The following is an 18486-nucleotide window of genomic DNA, read 5'->3' as shown; positions in this document are numbered from 1 at the left end:
CGTCGCACGCCGGTGCGGCGCATCAATCATTTCATCACCGCGAGATTTCGCCCATGATGCGTCAGTATGAGCTTGTCGAGCGCGTGCAGCGCTACAAGCCTGACGTCAACGAGGCGCTGCTCAACAAGGCCTATGTCTACGCCATGCAAAAGCATGGCCACCAGAAGCGCGCCTCGGGCGATCCCTATTTCTCGCATCCGCTGGAAGTGGCGGCCATCCTCACCGAGATGCATATGGATGAGGCGACCATCGCCGTTGCCCTGCTGCACGACACGATCGAGGACACGACCGCCACTAGGGCCGAGATCGATGAATTGTTCGGCCCCGAGATGGGCAAGCTGGTCGAGGGACTGACCAAGCTGAAGAAGCTCGACCTCGTCTCCAAGAAGGCCGAGCAGGCGGAGAACCTGCGCAAGCTGCTGCTGGCGATCTCCGAGGATATTCGCGTTCTGCTGGTCAAGCTCGCCGATCGCCTGCACAACATGCGCACGCTCGACCATATGCCCGAGTCCAAGCGCCTGCGCATCGCCGAGGAGACGATGGACATCTATGCGCCGCTCGCCGGCCGCATGGGCATGCAAGGCATGCGCGAGGAACTTGAGGAGATCGCCTTCCGCTACATCAATCCGGAAGCCTATCGCGCCGTCACCGCGCGGCTCGCCGAGATCTTCGAGCGCAACAAGGGGGTGCTGGACGAGATCGAGAAGGCGCTGTCCGGCCTGTTCGAAAAACACGCGATCAAAGCCGGCGTCAAGAGCCGGCAGAAAAAGCCGTGGTCGGTGTTCCGCAAGATGGAGGCCAAGGCGCTCTCCTTCGAGCAGCTCTCCGACATCTTCGGCTTCCGTGTGGTCGTCGACACCGTCGAGGACTGCTACCGCGCGCTTGGCGCCATCCACACCACCTGGTCGATGGTGCCCGGGCGCTTCAAGGATTACATCTCGACGCCGAAGCAGAATGACTACCGCTCGATCCACACCACCATTGTCGGCCCCTCGCGCCAGCGCGTCGAACTGCAGATCCGCACCCGCGAGATGAACAAGATCGCCGAATACGGCGTTGCCGCGCATTCGATCTACAAGGACAGCGGCGGCAAGCCGAACGGCGCAGCGCACGCGATCTCCAAGGAGACCAACGCCTATGCCTGGCTGCGCCGCACCATCGAGCAACTGGCCGAGGGCGACAATCCCGAGGATTTCCTGGAAAACACCAAGCTCGAGCTGTTCCAGGACCAGGTGTTCTGCTTCACGCCCAAGGGCATGCTGATCGCCCTGCCGCGCGGCGCCACCCCCATCGACTTCGCCTATGCCGTCCACACCGATGTCGGCGACACCTGTGTCGGCGCCAAGGTCAACGGCCGCATCATGCCGCTGATGACGGAGTTGAAGAACGGCGACGAGGTCGAGATCATCCGCTCCAAGGCGCAGGTGCCGCCGGCAGCCTGGGAATCGGTCGTCGTCACCGGCAAGGCGCGCGCCGCCATCCGCCGCGCCACCAAGAATGCCATCCGCAAGCAATATTCCGGGCTCGGCGCCCGCATCCTCGAACGCGCCTTCGAGCGCGCCGGCAAGAACTTCACCAAGGAAAGCCTGAAGCCGGTTCTGCATCGCCTGGCGCGCAAGGATATAGAGGACGTGCTGGCCTCTGTCGGCCGCGGCGAGCTTGCCTCGACCGATGTCATGAAAGCAGTCTTCCCCGACTACAAGGACGAGCGCGTCACGGTCGCGGCGCCCAAGCAGCGCGAGGAAGGCTGGTCCAAGATCCGCAACGCCGCGGGCATGCTGTTCCAGATGCCCGGCCGCGCCGCGCGCAAGGGCAAGGACCAGCAGCGCGACGGTGCGGTGCCCATCCGCGGCGTGCGCGGCGACCTGCCGGTGCGCTTCGCGCCGGAAGGGGCGGTGCCCGGCGACCGCATCGTCGGCATCATTCAGCCAGGAACCGGTATCACCATTTATCCTATCCAGTCGCCGGCCCTGCAGGCTTTCGACGACCAGCCCGAGCGCTGGATCGATGTGCGCTGGGACATCGACGAGCGTACCAAGGAGCGCTTCCCGGCCCGCATCTCGGTCACAGCCATCAATGCGCCGGGCTCGCTCGCCGACATCGCGCAGGTCGTCGCGTCTAACGATGCCAACATCCACACGCTGTCGATGGTGCGCACCGCGCCCGATTTCACCGAGATGCTGATCGACCTCGAGGTTTGGGACCTGAAGCACCTCAACCGGCTGCTGTCGCAGCTCAAGGATAATTCGAGCGTCAGCGACGCACGGCGTGTGAATGGGTGAATAGTAAATAGTGAATAGTGAATTAGGTTGCCTATCACTACCATTCACCATTCACTCATCGCTATTCTATTCACTACTCATTACTCACCACTCGCCAAGAGCATGGAGCGAACAATGAACACCGATGAAGTGCTGGGCATTTTCCGCGAGGCCGGCGCGGTTCTCGAGGGGCACTTCATCCTGACGTCCGGACTGCGCAGCCCGATCTTCCTGCAGAAGGCGCGCGTCTTCATGCATGCCGACAAGACCGAGCGCCTGTGCAAGGCGCTGGCCGAGAAGATTCGTGAGGCGGTGCCGGGCAGGATCGACTATGTCGTCGGCCCGGCGATCGGCGGCCTGATCCCGGCCTACGAGACCTCGCGCCATCTCGGCGCGCCGGCGGTCTGGGTCGAGCGGGAAGGGGGCGAGTTCCGACTGCGTCGCTTCGAGATCGCAAAGGGATCGCGCGTCGTCATTGTCGAGGACATCGTCACCACGGGTCTCTCGATTCGCGAGACCATCGACTGCCTGCGCCAGCTCGGCGCCGAGGTGGTGGCGGCCGCCTGCATCATCGACCGCTCGGCCGGCAAGACCGATGTCGGCGTGCCGCTGATTGCGCTCGCCGAATATGAGGTGCCGGCCTACCCGCCCGACCGCCTGCCGCCGGAACTTGCCGCCATCCCTGCCGTTAAGCCGGGAAGCCGAAATATCTGACCTGGCGATGAATGAAAACAAGCACCTGAGGGTGCCGGTTGAATCTCTTTGCCAGCGAAGCGCGCAGAGGCCCCATGATAGCCGGCATCGATCATTTCGTCCTGACGGTCCGGTCTGTCGAAGCGACTTGCGACTTCTATCAGCGCGTGCTGGGCATGGGGCGGCTGGACGAGCCGAGCCGGCCGACCGCGCTTCTGTTCGGATCGCAGAAGATCAATCTGCACGAGGTCGCTCGCACCTTTGAGCCGAAGGCGAAGGCGCCGACGCCGGGCTCCGGCGATTTCTGCCTCATTGCTGCGGTGCCTCTTGCCGACATCCGCGCCAGCCTCGCAGCCAACGGTGTGGCGGTCGAAGTCGGTCCGGTCGAGCGCACCGGTGCTCGCGGCAGGATGATGTCGGTCTATTTCCGCGATCCCGACGACAACCTGGTCGAGGTCAGCGAATATCGAACTTAGCTGAAAAGCCCAGGCTGACCGCGTCCGATACCTCGGCGCCGCGGTCGCGCAAGGACGAATGGCCAAACATGCTTTGCCCAGTCTTCCTCAGTTTCGCCAGAATGGCGCTCATGTAAGAGCCTGCGGCAGACCATCGCGGCGACGTTTCGCTGTTCCGTGGTCTGGCAATCGCCGCTATAGCAAAGTTTTGTTGCCTTCCTGCGCCGGTGAAGCGCAAGATAATGTTGGCGCGACCCGGCTGGCAGGGAAGCGTGTGTTGGACCAGGAACCGAAACAGAGTGCTTTTTCGACGCCGAGAGCCTGATGGCCTCCTGGAGCGGGTGCGTACTTACCTATGGCCGCGCCGCTCGTTCTCGCGCTCCGTTCAGTATTTCTCCAAGCGCATTCTGCGGCTGAAAGCGACGCCCCATTCGGTGGCCGCCGGAGTCGCGGCAGGCGTTTTCGCCTCCTTCTTCCCGCTGGGCTTCCACTTCATCATCGCCGCCGTGCTCTGCTGGGTGATCGCCGGCAATCTGGTGGCGGCAGCCCTCGGTGCGGTGTTCTTCGGCAATCCGCTGTCCTTCCCGCTGCTCTGGGGCGCGTCCTGGGAGACTGGCAAGCTCATCCTGCATGAACATCTGCCCAGGCATGGGCCGCCGGAGCATCTCGGGGAAATGATGCACACGCTTTCCTTCGCCAAGCTGTGGCACCCGATCCTGGAGCCGATGCTTCTCGGCGCGGTGCCCCTCGGCTTGGTCTTTGGGCTCGTCTTCTATGGTGTCACGCGGTGGGGCATGACCGCTTTTCGCGCGCAACGGCAGCGGCGAATGACCGAGCGAGCCAGGAAGGCCCGGCAGGGCGGACGGGAAGTTCCCGCGGAATGATCATCGGCATCGGCAGTGACCTGATCGACATCAGACGTATCGAGAAGTCCCTGGAACGGCACGGCCAGCGCTTTATCCAGCGTATCTACACCGAGGTCGAGCAGGCCAAGTCGGAGAAGCGCGCGGCCCGTGCCGCTTCCTACGCCAAGCGCTTCGCCGCCAAGGAGGCCTGCGCCAAGGCGCTTGGCACCGGCATGGCCGAGGGCGTCTTCTGGCGCGACATGGGCGTGGTCAACCTGCCCAGCGGAGCGCCCACCATGGCGCTCACCGGCGGCGCTGCCGCCAGGCTGGAAAAAATCCTGCCCAAGGGCCACCATGCGCTGATCCACCTCACTATCACCGACGATTTTCCACTTGCTCAAGCCTTTGTGATCATCGAGGCAGTGCCCGCCGAACAAGCGCCACATTGATTCCATCTGACCACGGGCGGCATGACGTTGCCCAGCGCGCGCCGAGACTCTATACCAACCAACGCACAATCGAGGACGACATGAGCGTGGCTGAAAAATCGCAGAAGAAATCCGGCGGGCTTGGGGAAACCTTTTCCGTCATCATCCAGGCTCTGCTGCTCGCGCTTGTCATCCGCACGCTGCTGTTCCAGCCCTTCTCCATCCCCTCCGGCTCGATGCGGCCGACGCTGCTCGAAGGCGACTATCTGTTCGTCACCAAATGGGCCTATGGCTATTCGCGCTACTCGCTGCCCTTCGGCCCCAATATTTTCTCCGGCCGCATCTGGGGCTCTGAGCCCAAGCGCGGCGACGTGGTGGTGTTCAAGTTCCCGCCGGATCCGTCCGTCGACTACATCAAGCGCGTCGTCGGCCTGCCCGGCGACAAGATCCAGGTCAAGGACGGCCAGCTCTTCATCAACGGCACCGCCGTGCCGCGCGAAAAGGTCGGCCAGATCGACAATCCCGACATCACCGAGGTCGACCGTCCCGTCGACGTCTATCGCGAGACGCTGCCCAACGGCGTCACTTATGACACGCTCGATCTGACGCCCAATTCGATCGGCGACAACACGCGCGAGTTCGACGTGCCGCCCGGCCACTATTTCATGATGGGCGACAATCGCGACAATTCCTCCGACAGCCGCTTCACCGTCGGTTTCGTGCCGGCCGAGAACCTCGTCGGCCGCGCCAACGTCATCTTCTTCTCGATCGCCGACGGCGCAAGCCCGTTGGAAATCTGGAAGTGGCCGTCGCTGATGCGTGCCGGCCGCCTGTTCCATCTCGTCCACTAAGGTCATGGCGGCGACCAAGCGTTTGACCGCCGATGCCCTTGCCGAAGCGCTTGTCGAGCGCACCGGCCACGCCTTCGCCGACCGCCAGCGTCTGCAGCGCGCGCTGACCCATGCCAGCGCGCGTTCGACGCATGCCGGCGTCGACTACGAACGCTTCGAATTTTTGGGCGACCGCGTTCTCGGCCTGGTCGTGGCCGACATGCTGCTCGCTGCCTTTCCGGATGCCGCCGAGGGCGAGCTGTCGCTTCGCCTCAACGCGCTGGTCAATGCCGAGGCGCTCTCCGAGATCGCCGAGGAGATCGGCCTGCCGGAGCTGATCCGCGCCGGCTCCGACGTGCGCAATCTCGAAGGCCGCAAGCGAACCAATCTGCGTGCCGACGCGCTGGAGTCGCTGATCGCCGTGCTTTATCTGGATGGTGGCCTTGAGACTGCCCGCGCGTTTATCCATCGCTACTGGCAGCCGCGCTCGCAGGCGATCGGTGCTGCCCGCCGCGACGCCAAGACCGAGCTGCAGGAGTGGGCGCACCAGGCGGCGTCGGGCGCGGTGCCGGCCTACCGGGTGGATGCTCGCGAAGGGCCCGACCACGACCCGCTGTTCACCGTCAGCGTCAAGGTCGGCTCTTTCGCGCCGGCGATCGGCAGCGGCCGTTCCAAGCGCGAAGCGGAGCAGGCGGCGGCGGCCGCGTTGCTGCTGCGCGAAGGCGTATGGAGCGCTGCATGACCGCCACCGAAACCTCCGAAACGCCTCCTACGCGCTCAGGCTTCGTCGCCCTGATTGGCGCGCCCAATGCCGGCAAGTCGACGCTGGTCAATCAGCTGGTCGGCGCGAAAGTGTCGATCGTCACCCACAAGGTGCAGACCACCCGAGCCATCGTGCGCGGCATCGCCACGCATCACAACGCGCAGATCGTCTTCGTCGACACGCCCGGCATCTTCAAGCCGAGGCGGCGGCTGGACACGGCAATGGTCACCACCGCCTGGGGCGGCGCCAAGGATGCCGATGTCGTGGTGCTGCTGATCGATGCCGAACGCGGCATCAAAGGCGATGCCGACGCCATCCTCGACCGGCTGAAGGACGTCAAGCAGCCGATGCTGCTCGTCCTCAACAAGGTCGACCGGGTCAAGCCGGATACGCTTCTTGCTTTGGCCGCGGCAGCGAACGAAAGAGTGCCTTTCAAGCGCACCTTCATGGTCTCGGCGCTCACCGGCTCCGGCTGCAAGGACCTGCTCGATTATCTTGCCGAGACGCTTCCAGCCGGTCCCTGGTACTATCCGGAAGACCAGATATCCGACCTGCCGATGCGCCAGCTCGCGGCCGAGATCACGCGTGAAAAGCTTTATCTGAGACTCCATCAGGAGCTTCCCTATTCCTCGCATGTCGAGACCGAGAAGTGGGAGGAGAAGAAGGACGGCTCGGTGCGCATCGAGCAGGTCATCTATGTCGAGCGCGAGAGCCAGAAGAAGATCGTGCTTGGCCACAAGGGCGAGACGATCCGCGCCATCGGCCAGGCCGCGCGCGCCGAGATCGCCGAGATCCTCGAGCAGAAGGTGCATCTCATCCTGTTCGTCAAGGTGCGCGAGAACTGGGGCGACGACCCGGAGCGCTATCGGGAGATGGGATTGGAGTTTCCCAACTGATCCATGTCGACCAAAAGCGACGCGGTTTTGGGATAACGACATGCACAGCCCGAAGATAGATATCGACACCGCTCTCGTGCGGCGGCTCGTCGACGCGCAGTTTCCCGAATGGCGGCATCTGCCTGTGAAGCCGGTCGCGTTCGGCGGCTGGGACAACCGCACCTTCCATCTCGGCGACACGATGGCGGTCAGGCTGCCAAGTGCTGCTCCCTATGCGCTGCAGGTCGAGAAGGAGCATCGCTGGCTGCCCAAGCTCGCGCCGCTTCTGCCGCTGCCGATTCCCGAGCCGCTCGCCATGGGCGAGCCGGCGGCGGGCTATCCCTGGCACTGGTCCGTCTACCGCTGGATCGAAGGCGAGACGGCGAAAACCGGGCACATCGCCGACCTTCGCGCGTTCGCGGTCTCGCTCGCTGAGTTCCTCGTTGCCCTGAAACGGATTGATCCGACCGCCGGCCCGGCACCTGGCCAGCACAATTTTTATCGCGGCGGCCCGCTGGCCGTCTATAACGGCGAGGCGAAACAGGCCATCGCTGCGCTTGAAGGCCGGATCGATACGCAAGCCGCCACTGCCGTCTGGAAGGCGGCGCTTGCTGCCGGCTGGCACGGCTCGCCCGTCTGGTTCCACGGCGATGTCGCCTCAGGCAATCTGCTGGTCGAGGACGGCCGTCTGAGCGCTGTCATCGACTTCGGCACGTCGGGCGTCGGCGATCCCTCCTGCGATCTGGCGATTGCCTGGACGCTGTTCGAGGGCGAGAGCCGCGAGGCATTCCGCGCGCGCATCGCCGTCGATGACGCGACCTGGGCGCGCGGACGCGGCTGGACGCTGTGGAAGGCGCTCATCACCGTTGCCGGTCACGACGCCAACCAGGCCGAGGTCGGGAGGCAGCGCCGGGTGATCGACGAAGTGCTCGCCGATCATCGCAAATTGGGATGACGGCGCCAAGCAGGCGCCGCCATCGGTCGAGTATTCATGCAGTGGCAAGTCGCTTCGCCGGCCGTCGCATAAAGCTTTCCGTGCCGTAATAGGCAACGATCGCGATCGCGATGACCGCCCAGATCGCGACGCCGAGCCATTGCTGCTGGATATAGTCGCCGTCGACGAACACCTTGGCGAGGAAGCGTACGCTGTTCTGGTGTGAGACATGCATCAGGATGGCCAGCAATACGCTGCCCGTGTTCTGGTAAAGCCAGGTGAAGACGATCCCGGCCAGCACGACGTTGATCGTGCTGTAGAGGCTGAGATCGCCAAGCAGGCCGAGCGGCAAGTGCCAGATTGCCCATATCACGCCGAGGATCAGGCTGCCGGCGAGTGCTGGGCGACGGCCAAGAAAATGCGGGGTCGCAAAGCCGCGCCAGCCGGGCTCCTCGCCCAGCGGACCGCTGAATACGGCATAGAGCGCGATCATGGGCGCCACCTCGGAGAAGGCCGGAATGTTCCCCCACGACGGCTCCGCCGAACCGAGGAACGGATTGATCAGGATCGAGGCGAGCTGCGTCCCGAACGGCAGGCCGACCGCCACCAGATACCAGATCGGGCGAACGCGCCATTTCACCATCGAGGCGAGGATGGTCTTCACCGCACCCCAGCCGCCGGCGAGTGCCGCGACGGTGAAGCCCGAGATTGCCGGTCCGAAGGTGAACCAGGGAATGCTCTCGCCATGCGACAGATAGAAGGGAATGAACGCCAGCCATGTCAGGCCGAGCGCCAGCGAAAAGAAGATGGTCAACTGGTGCCCGCGCACCTCGCCCAGGAAGGAGCTCATAACGGTCCTCTCATCGGGCCATTGTTGCGAGTGGTCGCCTGCCCGAGAGGTCGACGCTTCGGGAAAAAGCCAGCCGAGCCGCTCGGCGGTCTGCGCCGGTTCACCCGGTCAACGTGCCGGTATTTGGCGCCGGCGCGGCCGAAAAATCCCGAACGGTTTCTGAGAATTTTCCGATATTGCCGCCTCGGCGGCAGCGGCAGATGTTGCCTGCCATCACTGTCAGGACAGATTTTGGGTTGCGGACGGCAATCTTGATTTCGCCGCCCAACAGGTGAAAAGCTCGACGTATGGAATGGCGCGACGAGGGAATCATTCTCGGCACCCGCAGGCATGGCGAAACCAGCGCCATCCTCGAGGTGATGACGCGCGCCCATGGCCGGCATCTCGGCCTGGTGCGGGGCGGCCGCTCGCGCAAGCAGCAGCCGGTGCTGCAGCCCGGCAATCGAGTCGACCTTTTGTGGCGGGCACGTCTCGACGAGCATCTCGGCATCTTCCAGGCCGAGGCGATCGAGATGAACGCGGCCCGGCTGATGGACAGCGCAGTCGCCGTCTACGGCCTGCAGACCATGGCCGCGCATCTCAGGCTTCTGCCCGAACGCGATGCCCATGGCGGCCTTTACGAGGCTCTTGCGGTGATGATCTCCCATCTGGGCGATGCCGATGCCGCGGGCGAGCTGGTGGCGCGCTTCGAATTGCTGATCCTGGATGAGCTCGGCTTCGGCCTCGACCTCAGCCAGTGCGCGGCGACCGGATCGCGGCAGGATCTCGCCTATGTGTCGCCGAAATCCGGGCGCGCCGTCTCGCGCGGCGCGGGCGCGGCATGGCACGACAAGATGCTGGCGCTGCCCGCCTTCCTGCAGCGCGGCTCCGGCGTTCGCGCCGATGCCGCGGCGCTGGAGGACGCCTTCCAGCTGACCGGCTTCTTCTTCACCCGCCACGTCTATGAGCCGCGCGGCATCGAGCCGCCCGACGCCCGCGCCGGCTTCCTCGCGGCTCTGCGCCGGCATCAGGCGGCGGTGAAGGTGATTGCCGGCGAATGAGGCGAGGATCTAATCGGCTCGCCGTCGTTCCAGAAAATCGTCGAGGATGGGACGCTGGCCTTTCAGGATCTTGAGACCGGCGTCTGGGAGTGAGAACCAGCCGGCTTTGTCCACTTCGGGAAATTCCTTCATGGCGCCCGACCTTGGCGGCCATTCCATGGTGAACATGTTGCTCCTGACGGCATTCACATCGATGTTCGCTTCGACGCTCCAGGCGATCACGATTTTACCGCCCGGCTGCTTGTAGCTGCCGACTGGCTGGAAATCGCCGTCGATCGCGACGCCTAGCTCCTCCTCGGCCTCACGCCGAGCGGCCACGAGATCGTCCTCGCCATCGTCGATCAGCCCCTTCGGGATCGACCAGGCCCCTTCATCTTTCCTTGCCCAGAACGGTCCGCCGGGATGGACCAGCAGGAACTCGAGCACACCGGCGGTTTGCCTGAAGATCAGCAGGCCCGCGCTTCGTTGCGGCATCGGTCATCCTCTTGGTAATTCTTTTGAGAATAGCACGAGTATTTCGCGGTCAGCGGCCGGCAATTTGCGGCCCGAGCCTCAGCCGCTTCGACGTATCGCCGTTGGATAAAGCCTGCGGTCGCTGGCAATCGGCGCCGAAACATGCTCGATCTTTGCAAGGCCGGCAGGGCGCTGATTGGGTAGCCGTCTCATCGCCGCATTTGTCGGCCACGACTGGCACGGTTTTGAGGGGAAACCGCCATGTTTTTCGGCCTGATCGCCATTGCCGCCGTCATCGCTCTATTCGTTATCATTTCACGCCAGCAGACGCGCATCGGCCTGATCGAGCGCGAGCTTGGCGCGCTGCGCAGCCTGGTGCTTTCGGGTGTCCCGCAGCCCGCGCCCCGGCCTGGCGAGGCCGCGGAAGCTGCTGCAGGCGAAGCTACCGCCGTGATTGCCGCAGCCGCCACGCCGCCGGCGGGTGAAGCAGCCCCGCAGGCCACAGCCGCCGCGACGCCCGACGAGCCAAGAGCCGAAGCGCCAGCTCAAGCGGGCGAGGGGACTCCGTCCGAACCCGCCGGAGAGGGACAATTGACGCAACCTGCCGCGCCGGCCGAAGCGGCAGTACCTGCAAGGGCCGCCCGCGATGTCGAGACGGCCCTCGGCACGCGTTGGGCGGTCTGGGTCGGCGGCATCGCGCTGGCGCTGGGTGGCCTGTTCCTGATCCGCTACACGATCGAGGCCGGCATTTTCGGCCCCGGCGTGCGACTGACCATGGCCGGCGTTCTCGGTCTTGTGCTGCTTGCCGGCGCCGAGTTCATCCGCCGCACCGGCTTGCGGGTGCCGGTGCAGGGAGCTGCCGGCGCCTACATCCCGGCGATTCTGACGGGCGCCGGCGCCTTCATCCTGTTCGGCACCGTCTATGCAGCCTATGGCATCTACGGCTTTATCGGCCCCGCGCTCGCCTTCACGCTGCTCGGCGCGATCGGCGTCGCCACCATTGCCGTCTCGCTGGTCCACGGCCTGGCGCTGGCCGGCATCGGCCTCGTCGGTGCCATGGTGACGCCGGCCCTCGTCGCCTCGGAGGCGCCGAACCCGTGGGCGCTGTTCGTCTACCTGGCGATCGTGCTTGCCGCCACGGCGGCTATCGCCCGCATCCGCGATTGGAAGGCGCTTGTCGCGGCAGCCTTCGCCGGCACCGGGATCTGGACCATCGTCTACATGACCAATGCACCGGAGGTGAATCTCTCGACGGTGCTGTTCATCAGCCTGGCCTCGCTTGCCGTGCTCGCCTTCGTCTGGCTAGCCGATTTCTTGACTGCTGGCCGCGACGACGCGGAGCCCGGCTTCGACTGGCCATCAATCGCGCCCGGCTTCTTCGTTGCGCTGACCGCGCTCGGGCTGTCGGTCGATCCGGTGTTTGTCAAGGCGGGTTATGCCTCGCACGGCGCGGTGCTGCTCGCCGCGCTGCTGGCAGTGGCGCTCTACCGGCCGCGCGCCTTGCCGCTCCTCTTCGCCGCCGGCCTGGCGACCGCGCTGATCTATCTCGGCATCATCCCGCCCGCCACCATCGGCGCCGACGCGCTGGATGTCGGCCTGGGCGCCGAGCCGCTGGCGGCATCCGACACGCTGACCTTCCGCCTCGGCATCGCGCTTGCCCTGGTCTTCATCGCAGCCGGGTTCTGGGCCGCGCGCCGCTTTGCGGCTGCTGCGCCCATCCGCGCCGCGTCATGGGCGGCATGGGGTGTCATTGTGCCGCTGGTCGTGCTCACCGCGCTCTGGCTCACCTTCGGCGACATCGACCGCGATTTTGGCTACGCGCTGCCGGCCCTGCTTCTGGTGCTCGTCTTTGCCGCCGGCGGCGAGTGGATCGCGCGTGCCGAGGAACCGCCGCTCCGCGGCGGCCCCGCCGTCTCCTTCGCGCTCGGCGGCGCCGGCGTCGCAGGCTTGTTGATGCTGCACATGGCCTTCGGCTCCGGCTGGACGACGGTGCTGCTCGGCGCCGCCGCCGTCGTGCCGGCGCTCGCGACGCGCTGGCGCAGCTTCCCGGTGCTGGGCTGGATCGCGGTCGGCGCGGCTGTCGCCGTGCTCGGCCGCGTCGCCTTCGATCCGACCATCGTCGGCGCGGCGGCACTGTCGACGACGCCGGTCTTCAATTGGCTCTTGCCGGGCTATGGCGTTCCGGCGCTCGCCTTCGGCTTCGCCGCCTGGCAACTCGCGCGCACCACCAACGGACGGCCGCGTCTTGCCATGGAAGCGGCCTCGGCGCTGTTCGGCCTGCTCACGATTGCGATGCTGGTGCGCCATGCCATGCATGGCGGCGTCATCGACACCGGCCCCGTCACCCTTGCCGAGCAGGCGATCTACACGCTGATCGCGCTCGGTGCCGGCGCCATACTGGTCGCCATCGACCTGCGCTCGCCGAGCCCGGTGTTGCGCTATGGCTCGATGGCCGCCGGCGTGCTCTCGGTCGCCTTCATCGTCATCCGGCATTTCGTGGTGCTGAACCCGCTGCTGACGGATGAATCGACCGGCGCCGTCCCGTTCTTCAACCTGTTGTTGCTCGCCTATCTGCTGCCGGCGGTCGCAGCAGGAGCATTGGCGCTTTATGTCCGGGAGAGGCGCCCGAGATGGTATGCCGCGATGCTGGCGCTGGTCGCTTCGCTGCTCGCCTTCGCCTACGCCACGCTGTCGGTCCGGCGCCTGTTCAAGGGCGAGTTCATCGGCCTGTGGAGCGGCCTCGGCCAGCTCGAGACCTATACCTATTCGGCGCTCTGGCTGGTCATCGGCGTGGCGCTGCTGACCGCCGGCGTCTGGCTGAGGTCGCAGGTGCTGCGCATTGCCTCGGCCGTGCTGATCGCAGTCGCCGTGCTGAAGGTCTTCCTCTTCGACATGTCGGAGCTGGAAGGCGTGCTGCGCGCGCTCTCCTTCATCGGTCTGGGCGCCGTGCTGATCGGTATCGGACTTTTCTATCAGCGTCTGCTGACAAGGGCGGCGAGGTTAGGAGCCGACTAAAGGTCAGGCCAGATCGGTCTGCGAGAAGTCGTTGCCTTTGTAGAGCAGAGGTACGCGATAGGCTTTGGCGCATGCGTAGCTGAAGCAGTCGCCGAAATTCAGTTTGGCTGGGTGGCCCACATATCGACCATAATCTTGCGCGGCCCTTACAGCGAGTTCTCGGATCCGCGTGTCCAGCGGGACCTCAACGGCCTTGAGTTCGGCCAGGAAACCCAAGACGATCATTTTACATCGTTCGATCAGGGCGGGTGGTGTCGGAAGCTGGTCGCCGTTTTCCGCTACGGACTTCCTGCGAGCTATCCCAACAATCGCCTCGAATGCGGAACTCGGCGAGAAATAAAGCTTCTCGGCGGCTTCCATTTTCCTAAGAAGGCGGTTCGCATCCGGCTCTTCCGATATGATAGCGATGATAGCGGAAGCATCGAGGAACATCAGAGGTCATCCCATCCTTCGTCCAAGAATTTCTTCATGTCGAAGTCCGGGTCGTCCGGACCGAGCGCCCTCGCTGCGTCCTGATACTTTCTAATGCGCTCGCTTAGTGGGAGGACGGCATGTGCCCGTTCGAGCTCACGCTTGAGCGCGATCCGCACGGCTTCAGTCTTCGTGGGCGCCTTGATCGCGGACTGCAGCTGACGAGCTAGCGCGTCAACCTCGTCATCGCGGATATACAAAGACATTGTCGAATTCCTCCGGCGTATATTCTAAGATGAATATGCAAGATATTCAATGACGAATATTCGATGGCCAGAACCGGTATTCAACCTTGGTTCCGCTTCCGCTCGCGCCGGGAATAAACCGGCATCCGCCGGCGTTATCCAGGTGCTTGGGTACCGGAGCGGGTGGTCCGCTTCGTGCTGGCTGCTTGCGCCGCGTCGGGAAGGCGCGTTCAATCGAGATGGAAGACGACCACGAAACAAGCGGTCATGGACGAGAAGAAGGCAGCGATCCTGAGCGAGATACCGCGTCTGCGCCGCTACGCGCGCTCGTTGCTGCGCGACCGCGATTCCGCCGACGATCTCGTCCAGGACTGCCTCGAGCGGGCGCTTGTGCGGCTCGACAACTGGCAAACTGGAGAAAGCCCGAGGAGGTGGCTGTTTACGATCATGCATCATCTGTTCATCGACCAGATGCGCAAGGGTAACCGGCGAGGCGAGGCGGCAATGTTGCCTCTGGAAGCCGGCGAGGCCCAGGCCGCGCCCGCCGATCAGGTCGAAAGCATAGCCTCGCGCGAGATCATGGATGCCCTGCAGGCGATCGGCCCCGATCGCCGCGCGGCATTGGTCATGGTCGCTATCGAAGGCTTTTCCTATGCCGAGGCCGCCAACATCCTGGGCGTGCCGGCCGGCACGCTGATGTCGCGCATCGCGCGCGGCCGCGAGGAACTGCGTGGCCTGCTGGACGACTCCTCGCGCCGCCGCTCGATAAGGATCGTCGAGCGATGACCCGGCGCGATTTCACCGAACGCGATATCCATATGGCCCTCGATGGCGAGCTGCCGGGCGAGGAGCGCATGGCCTATGACGCCTGGCTCGAAGCCAATCCCGAAATGAAGGCGAAGAGCGCCCGTTACATAGCCGACCGTGCGGCGCTCCGCGCCGCCCTGGCCGGCGTGATGGACGAACCGGTGCCGGCAAGGCTACGGCACGCGGTGCTTGGCGAAGCGCCGGCGCGGACGCCTGCCTGGCGCTCGCGCTGGTGGCTTTCGGCGGCGGCGGCAGCCGTGCTGATGGTCGGCGGGTTCGGTGGCTATCTCGCCGGCATCGACGGCATTGGCCGCAGCGGTGAGAGCGACGACCAACTCGCGGAGCAGGCGATTTCCGCCCATCTCATCTACGCCGCCGAGAAGCGTCACGCGGTCGAGGTGCCGGCAAGCGACAAGGACCATCTGCAGACCTGGCTGTCCAACCGGGTAGGGCTGAAGCTGGTGGCGCCCGATCTCGCGGCCGAGGGCTTCGCACTCGTCGGCGGCCGGCTGTTGCCGGCGGGCGAGCGTGGCAAGGCCGCGATGTTGCTTTACGAGGACGCCAAGGGCGAGCGCATCTCGCTCTTCGTCACCGCCGAATCATCGCAGACCACCAAGGGAACCTATACGGCCGAGGCTGACGGTCCGGAAGCGGTGTATTGGCTGGACAAGGGCTATGGCTGCGCCGTCGTCGGCACATTGCCGCCGGAGCGTCTGTCGGAGGTCGCCAAGAGCGCCTATGGCCAGCTTCTGGCCGGTATTTCGAGCTGAGGAGGCGGCTGTTTTCAACGGCCTACGCTGTTTCGAATTAGTGGTTTAGTTCAAAGCCGTGGTGCTTTTCTGCCGCCGCGGAACCTGTCACAATTCGGCCCTAATCAAGGAGCGATAGCGCTTGATGAAGACCGGCGCTTCGGCCGGGGTGCTGCTTTTGACCGGGGCCGTTTCCTTTAATCCAATCGAGGTTCTCCCAAACCCCGCATGCCTGCCGAGATCCGCAAGGCCCGCGCGTCGGACGTCGATGACCTCGCCGCCATCGAGAAGGCTGTTTTCTCAAGCGATCGCCTGTCGCGCCGCTCTTTTCGCCAGTTGATCGAGCGTGAGACCGCCGAGATGCTGGTGGCCGAGAATGACGGCCATGTCGCCGGCTACGCGGTGGTCTTGTTTCGCAAGGGCAGCGGCGTGGCCCGGCTCTATTCCATCGCCGTCGGTCCGTTCTTCGGCAATCTCGGCATCGGCCGCCAACTGCTGGCCGCGGCCGAAGAGGCGGCTTATGAACACGATCGCATGATGCTGCGGCTCGAGGTTCGCGAGGACAATCAGCGCGCCATCGGCATCTACGAGCAGGCAGGCTACCGAAAAATCGGCCGCGAGCCCGACTATTACGAGGACGGCGCCACCGCGCTGCGTTACGAAAAGACGCTGCGCGGCGATGTCCCGACCAGCACCGGGGTGCCGTTTTACCAGCAGACCTGCGAGTTCACCTGCGGTCCGTGCTGCCTGATGATGGCAATGGCCAATTTCGATTCCGGCTTCGTGCCCGATCCGGTCATGGAAATACGCCTGTGGCGCGAGGCGACCACGGTATTCATGATGTCGGGGCCGGGCGGCTGCGAGCCTTTCGGCTTGGCGGTTGCCGGCTATGAAAGCGGGCTTGCCGCCGAGATCTTCGTATCCTTTCACGGCGCGCTGTTCCTGCAGTCGGTGCGCAGCGAGGACAAGCGCCGGGTGATGGAGCTCGCCCAGGTCGACTTCCGCCGGCGCGCGGAACTTTACGGCATCCCGGTGAATTACCGTCCGTTCGGCATCGACGACATCCGCGCCGCCCTTGCCGAGGGCAAGCTGGTGCTGGTGCTGATCAGCGGCTTCCTGATGTTCGGCAAGAAGGTGCCGCATTGGGTGCTGGCCATCGGCGACGACGGTGACCATATCCTCATCCACGATCCTTGGGTCGAAGACGAAAGGCAGGAAACCATCCTCGACGCCGCCAACATTCCCGTGCCCTATGGCATCTTCATGAACATGGCTCAGTTCGGCCGCGACGGGTTGCGCGCCGCCATCAACCTGGGAAAACGCTGACACAATGACCTGGGTCATCCTAACAGGCAGGCAGAACGATCTCGACCAGGTGGCGACGCCGCACAAGATCATCACCAACCGCGACTATCTCGCGCATCCGGCGCTGTTTCGCGGCCAGCGGCCGAAGGTGATCAACCTTTCGAACAACTACGGCTATCAGAGCCGCGGCTATTATGCCTCGCTGCTCGCCGGATCGCGCGGCCACAAAGTGATTCCGACCGTCGAGACCATGATCGATCTGTCGGAGCGCAAGCTCTATGAGCATGCGTTGCCGGAACTCGAGCTCGCTCTCAACAAATGCCGCAAGGATCTCGACGGAACCTTTCCGACGAAGGTCGCAGTCTTTTTTGGCATCGGGCCCTCGAAAGTTTGGGACCGGTTCACCAAGCTCTTGTTCGACTGGTTTCGCGCGCCGGCGCTCGAGGTCCACATCAAGGACAGCGCCGAATGGGCTTCGATCCGCAAGATCGGCTTCCTGCCGCTCGCGCGCATGAGCGAGGAGCAAGAAGAAGTCTTCCTGCAATGCCTGGAGACCTACACCAACCGCGAGTGGCGCGACACCAAGGGGCGCACGCCGGCGCGCTACACGTTCGCGACGCTCGTCGATCCGCATGAGGAATTGCCGCCTTCGGAGATTTCGTCCCTGCGCTACTGGGCGAGGATCGCGGAGAAGATGGGCGTCGAGGTCGAGCCGATCACCAGGAAGGATTTGGCCAAGCTCGCCAATTACGACGCGCTGTTCATCCGCGAGACGACATCCATCTCCAACCACACCTACCGCTTCGCGCGCCGCGCCCAGCAGGAGGGCATGCCGGTGATCGACGACCCGCTGTCGATGATCCGCTGCACCAACAAGGTCTATCTCAACGAGCTGATGACCTACAACAAGGTGCCGGTACCGCCGACGGTGATGATTGCCGGCACCTCCGATCTGGAGCTCGCCGCCCAGACGCTGGGCTTTCCGCTGGTGCTGAAAATCCCGGACTCATCCTTCTCGCGCGGGGTCAAGAAATGCGAGAACCTTGCCGATCTGACAAAGCTGGCGACCGAGTGGCTGGAGGATTCCGACCTCCTCATCGCGCAGAAATTCATCCCCACCGAATATGATTGGCGCGTCGGCGTGCTCGGCGGCCAACCGCTGTTTGCCGTGCATTACCTGATGGCCAAAAAACACTGGCAGATCGTCAACCACAAGGCCAACGGCAAGCCCGATCAGGGCGGCATCAAGACCTTCACGCTGAAGCAGACGCCGCCGCACGTGGTCGAGACGGCGGTCAAGGCGGCGCGCTGCATCGGCGACGGGCTCTACGGCGTCGACCTCAAGGAAACCAAGGACGGCGTCTTCGTCATCGAGGTCAACGATAACCCCAATCTCGACCATGGCTGGGAGGATTCCGGCGAGAAGGACGAGCTCTGGGTGCGGCTTACGCAATGGTTCCTGGAGCGGCTGGAGCGCACTGGTCGCTAAAGCATTTTGCATCCGGACGGGATCGCCTGGCGTCGCTG

General features: G+C 64.4%; 21 protein-coding genes. 15 read left to right on the top strand and 6 right to left on the bottom strand.

Features of this window, described 5'->3' with window-relative positions; all coding sequences use genetic code 11:
* Positions 1 to 53: 53 nt before the first annotated feature.
* From EOD29_RS06845 to EOD29_RS06835, 3 genes are all read left to right on the top strand, one after another.
* Positions 54 to 2282, top strand: a complete 2229-nt coding sequence (locus EOD29_RS06845; RefSeq protein ID WP_066997471.1) for a bifunctional (p)ppGpp synthetase/guanosine-3',5'-bis(diphosphate) 3'-pyrophosphohydrolase — start codon at positions 54 to 56, stop codon at positions 2280 to 2282.
* 114 nt (positions 2283 to 2396) lie between these two features.
* Positions 2397 to 2975: an orotate phosphoribosyltransferase gene (gene pyrE, locus EOD29_RS06840; RefSeq protein ID WP_095823682.1), complete on the top strand. Its 579-nt coding sequence runs from the start codon at positions 2397 to 2399 to the stop codon at positions 2973 to 2975.
* Between the two features lie 74 nt (positions 2976 to 3049).
* Complete coding sequence (locus EOD29_RS06835; protein WP_127246246.1) at positions 3050 to 3430, top strand: VOC family protein; 381 nt, start codon at positions 3050 to 3052, stop codon at positions 3428 to 3430.
* Here EOD29_RS06835 and EOD29_RS37820 read toward each other — a convergent pair.
* Positions 3411 to 3542: a hypothetical protein gene (locus EOD29_RS37820; protein WP_259979799.1), complete on the bottom strand. Its 132-nt coding sequence runs from the start codon at positions 3540 to 3542 to the stop codon at positions 3411 to 3413. The two genes, EOD29_RS06835 and EOD29_RS37820, sit on opposite strands and share 20 nt — an antisense overlap.
* A gap of 166 nt (positions 3543 to 3708) precedes the next feature.
* On the opposite strand from EOD29_RS37820, the gene EOD29_RS06830 reads away from it, so the two are divergent.
* The 6 genes from EOD29_RS06830 (at position 3709) to EOD29_RS06805 (ending at position 8105) form a co-directional block, all read left to right on the top strand.
* A complete protein-coding gene (locus EOD29_RS06830; protein ID WP_067321101.1) occupies positions 3709 to 4293 on the top strand; it encodes a DUF2062 domain-containing protein in 585 nt (194 codons plus the stop codon).
* Positions 4290 to 4703: a holo-ACP synthase gene (gene acpS / locus EOD29_RS06825; RefSeq protein WP_067321104.1), complete on the top strand. Its 414-nt coding sequence runs from the start codon at positions 4290 to 4292 to the stop codon at positions 4701 to 4703. The genes EOD29_RS06830 and acpS overlap by 4 nt, the downstream gene beginning before the upstream one ends.
* An 80-nt stretch (positions 4704 to 4783) precedes the next feature.
* Positions 4784 to 5533 carry a signal peptidase I gene (gene lepB / locus EOD29_RS06820; RefSeq protein WP_066997458.1) on the top strand — a complete coding sequence of 250 codons (750 nt, stop codon included), beginning with the start codon at positions 4784 to 4786 and terminating at the stop codon, positions 5531 to 5533.
* Between the two features lie 4 nt (positions 5534 to 5537).
* Positions 5538 to 6254, top strand: coding sequence for a ribonuclease III (rnc, locus tag EOD29_RS06815; RefSeq protein ID WP_066997455.1), 717 nt, complete (start codon positions 5538 to 5540; stop codon positions 6252 to 6254).
* The gene (gene era, locus EOD29_RS06810; RefSeq protein WP_206520454.1) at positions 6239 to 7171 is read left to right on the top strand and encodes a GTPase Era; all 933 of its coding nucleotides are present in this window, start codon (positions 6239 to 6241) and stop codon (positions 7169 to 7171) included. Before rnc ends, era begins: the two co-directional genes overlap by 16 nt.
* 40 nt (positions 7172 to 7211) lie before the next feature.
* Positions 7212 to 8105 carry an aminoglycoside phosphotransferase family protein gene (locus EOD29_RS06805; protein ID WP_127246244.1) on the top strand — a complete coding sequence of 298 codons (894 nt, stop codon included), beginning with the start codon at positions 7212 to 7214 and terminating at the stop codon, positions 8103 to 8105.
* Between the two features lie 34 nt (positions 8106 to 8139).
* Here EOD29_RS06805 and EOD29_RS06800 read toward each other — a convergent pair whose 3' ends face one another.
* Together EOD29_RS06800 and EOD29_RS35840 are read right to left on the bottom strand one after the other, a co-directional pair.
* A complete protein-coding gene (locus EOD29_RS06800) occupies positions 8140 to 8934 on the bottom strand; it encodes a type II CAAX endopeptidase family protein (protein ID WP_095800117.1) in 795 nt (264 codons plus the stop codon).
* A gap of 100 nt (positions 8935 to 9034) precedes the next feature.
* Entirely contained in the window at positions 9035 to 9202 is a 168-nt protein-coding gene (locus tag EOD29_RS35840; protein ID WP_164763703.1) for a hypothetical protein, read from the bottom strand.
* A gap of 19 nt (positions 9203 to 9221) precedes the next feature.
* On the opposite strand from EOD29_RS35840, the gene recO reads away from it, so the two are divergent.
* Complete coding sequence (gene recO, locus EOD29_RS06795) at positions 9222 to 9974, top strand: DNA repair protein RecO (protein WP_127246243.1); 753 nt, start codon at positions 9222 to 9224, stop codon at positions 9972 to 9974.
* Between the two features lie 9 nt (positions 9975 to 9983).
* On the opposite strand, the gene EOD29_RS06790 is transcribed toward recO, so the two are convergent.
* Positions 9984 to 10448 carry an NUDIX domain-containing protein gene (locus EOD29_RS06790; RefSeq protein WP_127246242.1) on the bottom strand — a complete coding sequence of 155 codons (465 nt, stop codon included), beginning with the start codon at positions 10446 to 10448 and terminating at the stop codon, positions 9984 to 9986.
* Between the two features lie 240 nt (positions 10449 to 10688).
* Here EOD29_RS06790 and EOD29_RS06785 point away from each other — a divergent pair, with 240 nt between their 5' ends.
* Complete coding sequence (locus tag EOD29_RS06785; RefSeq protein ID WP_127246241.1) at positions 10689 to 13442, top strand: DUF2339 domain-containing protein; 2754 nt, start codon at positions 10689 to 10691, stop codon at positions 13440 to 13442.
* Positions 13443 to 13445: 3 nt separating this feature from the next.
* On the opposite strand, the gene EOD29_RS06780 is transcribed toward EOD29_RS06785, so the two are convergent.
* Together EOD29_RS06780 and EOD29_RS06775 are read right to left on the bottom strand one after the other, a co-directional pair.
* Entirely contained in the window at positions 13446 to 13874 is a 429-nt protein-coding gene (locus tag EOD29_RS06780) for a type II toxin-antitoxin system VapC family toxin (protein WP_095800114.1), read from the bottom strand.
* Positions 13874 to 14119 (bottom strand): type II toxin-antitoxin system VapB family antitoxin, encoded by a 246-nt coding sequence (locus EOD29_RS06775; RefSeq protein WP_127246240.1) that lies wholly within the window; start codon positions 14117 to 14119, stop codon positions 13874 to 13876. Before EOD29_RS06775 ends, EOD29_RS06780 begins: the two co-directional genes overlap by 1 nt.
* A 246-nt stretch (positions 14120 to 14365) precedes the next feature.
* Here EOD29_RS06775 and EOD29_RS06770 point away from each other — a divergent pair, with 246 nt between their 5' ends.
* The 4 genes from EOD29_RS06770 (at position 14366) to EOD29_RS06755 (ending at position 18448) form a co-directional block, all read left to right on the top strand.
* Positions 14366 to 14884, top strand: a complete 519-nt coding sequence (locus EOD29_RS06770; protein WP_127246239.1) for an RNA polymerase sigma factor — start codon at positions 14366 to 14368, stop codon at positions 14882 to 14884.
* On the top strand, positions 14881 to 15675 hold the full coding sequence (locus EOD29_RS06765; RefSeq protein WP_067321126.1) for an anti-sigma factor: 795 nt from the start codon (positions 14881 to 14883) through the stop codon (positions 15673 to 15675). The genes EOD29_RS06770 and EOD29_RS06765 overlap by 4 nt, the downstream gene beginning before the upstream one ends.
* A gap of 207 nt (positions 15676 to 15882) precedes the next feature.
* Positions 15883 to 16980 (top strand): GNAT family N-acetyltransferase/peptidase C39 family protein, encoded by a 1098-nt coding sequence (locus EOD29_RS06760; protein WP_095823676.1) that lies wholly within the window; start codon positions 15883 to 15885, stop codon positions 16978 to 16980.
* 4 nt (positions 16981 to 16984) lie between these two features.
* Positions 16985 to 18448: a RimK family protein gene (locus EOD29_RS06755; protein WP_067321133.1), complete on the top strand. Its 1464-nt coding sequence runs from the start codon at positions 16985 to 16987 to the stop codon at positions 18446 to 18448.
* The last annotated feature ends 38 nt before the right edge of the window (positions 18449 to 18486 follow it).

It is taken from the genome of Mesorhizobium sp. M1A.T.Ca.IN.004.03.1.1, assembly GCF_003997555.1.
Taxonomy (GTDB): domain Bacteria; phylum Pseudomonadota; class Alphaproteobacteria; order Rhizobiales; family Rhizobiaceae; genus Mesorhizobium.
This window is presented reverse-complemented; position numbering and strand designations above follow the sequence as displayed.